Below are 3,747 nucleotides of genomic sequence, written 5' to 3'. Positions count from 1 at the left end.
GCCTCACCGACTGGCAACTCATGGACGTCAACAGCATGTGGGCCTGCCTGCAGGACCACGACACCGCCAACCACTGGAAGCAGGTCGCCGGCTGGCGCAAGGTCTGCGACCTCGCGCAAACCCACCTCGGCCGCCTCCAGCAGTACCGACGCGGCCTCGCCGCAGCCTGGCCCCCCGAAACCAGCGCCGCCTCCCGCACCTACCTCGCCGAACTCGACGAACTCATCGACAAGGTGCAACGCACCCACGATGCCGCCGCCGCGAACTACACCGCCCTCTCCGCCGCAACCCAGGCCATCGGCACCACCCGCGCCGCGCTCCGCAAGATCTATGAGGAGTACGCGACCAAGTACCAGCAGAAGCAGGCGTACCAGGCGATGGTCGCCGACCCGAAGGCGGTGATGGGCAACCGGGCCACCCAACCGCCTGTCGCCGATGGGGAACTGGAACAGCTGAACGCGCAGGCCCGGTCGATGATGTTCAGCTTGAGCGGCGAACTCCAACAAGCCCAAGCAACCCTCCAAAAACCTCCCACGCGGCCCGCTCTCCGCGTCGACGAAGGCGGAGCCGCCACGACACCCACTGCAGCTCCCGTCATCCCGCCGATCGTTCCGGTTCCCATTCAATCGACCGCACGAATGTCGCTACCCGGCAACTCAGGTGATCCGCGAAGTGACCGGATGCCCATCGCAAAGGGGGTTGGCCCTGTCCTTGGTGGAGCAAGCCCAGCGCCCGCCCCCGTCACTCAAGACTTGCCACACGGCCAACAGATTGGGCCAATAAACCAGCCACCTGGCATGGGAATACCACCCGCAAGCCTTGGGTCTACCCCTAACGCGCCAAGGATCATTGGGCAGCCAACCGAGCAACGTGGGTCAACGGGGCGGTTACTGCCCGAGGAGCCGAAACTAAAAGGAATTAATACGACGCAAACACCTCGTCCAGCTCCACCAAGCGGCTTAATCGGTGGCGCACCGGGTCTTGGATTTGGATCACCTAACAACGGTCCGGCTGCACCGCGCCGGGTCAATCCCGTTGGAGGTGTCATAGGCGGTGGGAGCGCTGGGACGGCGCCAACGGGAGGGGCGGGCTCGCGGCCAAGTGCTCCGCGTGCGCTTGGGAGCGTCAGCGGCATGTCGCCCATTGGTGGTGCGCCTAGAACTGGGGCCAATTGGCACATGTCTGCCCCGCCTACTCGGCCTAATCGATGGGGTCCCGACGACAGTGACAGCGAGTCCAACCGATGGGACCCAGACCATCCATGGAGGATGGAGCCTGGGGTCGCACCTGTGGTGCTCCCGCCCGACGAGGACGGCCCAATTGATCCGGGCCCCGCTCTCGGCCTTCCTCGGTGAGGTCATACCTCGCATTCCCTCTTCTGTTGGCATTGAGCTTGCCTGGAGGGATTCCGGCCCCTGCATTACAAGCGCGCGAAAACGGCGCCCATGTCGAGCAATGGCACCTGAATTTCCTCAGAGTCACAGAAGCGCACAAGGTCAGCGAAGGCGAGGGAGCTATCGTTGCCCTTCCCGATAGCGGCGTAGATCAGCATCCGGACCTAAGGGGTAACCTGCTTTCCGGAAAGGACGTGATCGCTGGAGGCAGTGGCGATGGGCTGACCGATAGAGACGGTCACGGAACAGGAATGGCCGGCCTCATCGCAGCCCATGGCGACGGAAGTTCAAGCGCGCTCGGCATTGCACCAAAATCTAGAATCCTACCGATACTCTGTTCACCGCCGGGAGGGGATGGCGATTCAGAGTCATTGGCAGTGGCAATAGAGTACGCAATTGAGCGTGGCGCCGATGTCATCAGCGTCTCGATCGCGGGCGGGGTGAGCGACCGCCTGCAACAGGCAGTCAGAATGGCCTTACAAGCTGACATCGTAGTTGTTGCCGCTGCTGGAAATGCGCCGTGGGCGCAGCTGGTTGGTTACCCAGCACGCTACCCGGAAGTTATCGCTGTTGGCGGAATTGATCGAGATGGGAAACGCGCTACCGTCTCGCTGACTGGTCCCGATATTGACGTAGTTGCGCCGGCGGTCGACATCTACAGCACGAGCATCGACGGCAAGTACCGCAAAGGGACTGGAACTTCTGACGCGACGGCGATCGTGGCGGGCGCGGCAGCACTGATCAGGTCGAAGTACCCATACCTGCCGGCGCGAGAGGTGGCGCACCGGCTCACGGCTACCGCCGTCGACAAGGGCCCTCCTGGGCGCGACGACGAGTACGGCTACGGAGTGATCGATCTTGTGGCGGCGCTGACGGCAGACGTACCGCCGCTGGGTTTTGAATCGGTGAGCGCTCCGGCCGGTGCTGACCCGACCACGACGGCTGCCGCTCAGCCAGGTGGTCAGGATGATGGGTCGACCGTGCGCGGCCTGGCCACTCTTGGGGTGATCGTGGCCGCCGGGGTGGGATGGGTCGTGATAGCGCGACGTCGCCGTCGTGGTGATGATCCGCCGCCCAGAATCAGCCGGTGATCGCGGTGATCCACTCGGCTTTCAGGAAACCGCCGTGTCCGGGGCGATGGGATAGCGCGTTTTCCTGAAAGGCGAGTGGATCAAGGGTGCCGGCGGGCGAACCGCCGGGCTACGACGGCTGCCAAGGCCCCGGACCACCCAGGCCGCCGGGACGGCATCGGTGGGGGCGCTGGGCGGGGTGTCGGGCCTGGTGGGGGTTGGGCGGTAACGTCGGGCTCGTGTCTGAGACTTTGCCGCTCCGCCTCGTGCTCGCTTCGGCGAGCCCTGCCCGTCGTAAGTTGCTCCAGGCTGCCGGTGTGGAGCCGGAAGTGCTGGTCAGCGGGGTGGACGAGTCCCTGGTGGTGACCGAGCGGGCCGAGGATCTGTGTCTGGAGTTGGCGAGGCTGAAGGCGCAGGCGGTGGTGAGCCGACTGAACCCGACCGGTGATCAGCGGACGTTGGTGATCGGCTGCGACTCGGTGCTGGCCTTCGACGGGGAGATCCTCGGCAAGCCTGACGATGCGGCCGACGCGACCCGGCGGTGGCGGCGGATGCGCGGGCGCAGCGGTGTGCTGCACAGCGGGCACTGCTTGATTGACCTTGATGCGGGGCGGCGGGCGGAGGCGGTCGCCTCGACCACGGTCCACTTCGCTGAGATCAGCGACGACGAGATCGCCGCGTACGTGGCCACGGGTGAGCCGTTGGCGGTGGCCGGCGCGTTCACTATCGACGGGCTGGGCGGGCCGTTCGTGGAGCGGATCGAGGGTGACCCGGGGACTGTGGTCGGGTTGTCGATGCCGCTGCTGCGCCGGCTCCTCGCCGAGTTGGATCTGCGGATCACCGACCTGTGGACGAAGGTCGCACCGGGCGGCCAATCCGTCGAGCCCGGCGGCCAACCTACCGAGCCCGGCGGCCAACCTGCCGAGCCCGGCGGCCAACCTGCCGAGGCGGGCGGCCAACCTGCCGTGGCGGGCGGTCAATCCGTCGAGCCGCTCGGTAACGTCCGGTCATGACCACCAAGTCGATCCCGCTCACCGAAGAGCTGCACGCCTATCTGGTCGCACACGGCTCCCCGCCGGACGAGATCATCCGGGACCTGGCCGAGGAGACCCGGTCGGTGCTGCCGGAGCACGCCTCGATGCAGGTGGCGCCGGAGCAGGCCGCGTTCCTGACGTTCCTCACCCGGTTGCTCGACGTACGGCAGGCCGTCGAGGTCGGCACGTTCACCGGGCTGTCGTCGCTGGCGATCGCCCGCGGGTTGCCCGAGGGCGGGCGACTGACCT

The 3,747-nt window shown here is 66.1% G+C and carries 3 protein-coding genes and 1 pseudogene; 3 read left to right on the top strand and 1 reads right to left on the bottom strand.

Going from position 1 to position 3,747, the window contains the following annotated elements; translation table 11 throughout:
- The coding region (locus KBX53_RS37185) for a hypothetical protein (RefSeq protein WP_210862095.1) at positions 1–506 on the bottom strand (506 nt) is incomplete at its 3' end.
- 875 nt (positions 507–1,381) lie between these two features.
- Here KBX53_RS37185 and mycP point away from each other — a divergent pair.
- From mycP to KBX53_RS25695, 3 genes and pseudogenes are all read left to right on the top strand, one after another.
- Positions 1,382–2,485 (top strand): type VII secretion-associated serine protease mycosin, encoded by a 1,104-nt coding sequence (gene mycP, locus KBX53_RS25705; RefSeq protein WP_247676217.1) that lies wholly within the window; start codon positions 1,382–1,384, stop codon positions 2,483–2,485.
- Between the two features lie 218 nt (positions 2,486–2,703).
- Positions 2,704–3,477, top strand: a complete 774-nt coding sequence (locus tag KBX53_RS25700) for a nucleoside triphosphate pyrophosphatase (protein WP_210862091.1) — start codon at positions 2,704–2,706, stop codon at positions 3,475–3,477.
- Positions 3,474–3,747 (top strand): annotated as a pseudogene (locus tag KBX53_RS25695) (SAM-dependent methyltransferase); the annotation flags it as partial. The gene KBX53_RS25700 and the pseudogene KBX53_RS25695, both read left to right, overlap by 4 nt.

Source organism: Micromonospora sp. M51, assembly GCF_018070305.1.
Classification (GTDB): domain Bacteria; phylum Actinomycetota; class Actinomycetes; order Mycobacteriales; family Micromonosporaceae; genus Micromonospora; species Micromonospora parva.
Note: the sequence above shows the minus strand (reverse complement) of the source record. Positions and strands in the feature narration are given on the sequence as shown.